We start from the raw sequence: 862 nt of genomic DNA, 5'->3' as shown, positions 1-862 counted from the left end.
GGTGCGGATATCGGCGCACTGGCTGGTCAGTTGCTCCGTCCGGGGACTGATGCAGCCAGATAGAAGGACTGTGGCGATTGCTACCGTCAAGAGCGTGCGAAGTTTCATAGTGGTCTAACGCCTGAATTAAGCCGCGCCGCGAAGCGGCGTCGGCTTGAATGAATTGTTAGGTGCTAGTTGCGACCAGCTATGCGCCGCACAGCGTCCCAAGCTTTGCGCCACAGCGATGCCTCCCAGGCCATCAGGCGAGCGGTCCACTCAGGCATGCCGGCATCCTTGGCAGCGGTTAGCGCCGCGGGCGCTGCATCACTGTTACGACGGAATGTGGCACGAACGATGACGACCGCGAGTTTGAGCTCAATGACGATCAACACGGCGAGACCGATGTAGCGAACAAAGCCTACGGTGCTGAGAATTTGGTGGTGCTCGCTTGGAACGACATGCCCAGCTACCCAAATGCCGAGGCAGCTCAGCGCTATGGCGCGAACAACGGCAGCTTTGCCGCGGGATCGATAGCACCACAGATACATGGCAGGAATGACAATGCTCAGGTCAAAGAGAATGCCTGCTTCAAGCAGGCGAGGGTTTGACCAGCCATCCAGTGAAGCGAGAGAAAAATCGGCTGCAACTACGGCAGCTGCAACGAAGAAAAACCAATGAGTCCGAAGAGCGCTTTTGATCTTACTTGCAGCCATGGTCATAGTGCCTCCTAGCACCTAACGCCTGAATTAAGCCGCGCCGCGAAGCGGCTTCGGCTTGAATGAATTGTTAGGGCCCACTGCTGGAACCCTGGAGCGGCAACTGCGAAACCCGCCATGAGCCGTCCGGAAAGCGATATGCAATGACACGAGAGCCAACGGTG

At 57.4% G+C, this 862-nt stretch carries 1 protein-coding gene; it reads right to left on the bottom strand.

Going from position 1 to position 862, the window contains the following annotated elements; genetic code table 11:
* Positions 1–173: 173 nt before the first annotated feature.
* Positions 174–701: a hypothetical protein gene (locus ACW7G5_RS14780; RefSeq protein WP_457005777.1), complete on the bottom strand. Its 528-nt coding sequence runs from the start codon at positions 699–701 to the stop codon at positions 174–176.
* Between the last annotated feature and the right edge of the window lie 161 nt (positions 702–862).

The organism is Luteimonas sp. A501 (assembly GCF_054052085.1).
Note: the sequence above shows the minus strand (reverse complement) of the source record. Positions and strands in the feature narration are given on the sequence as shown.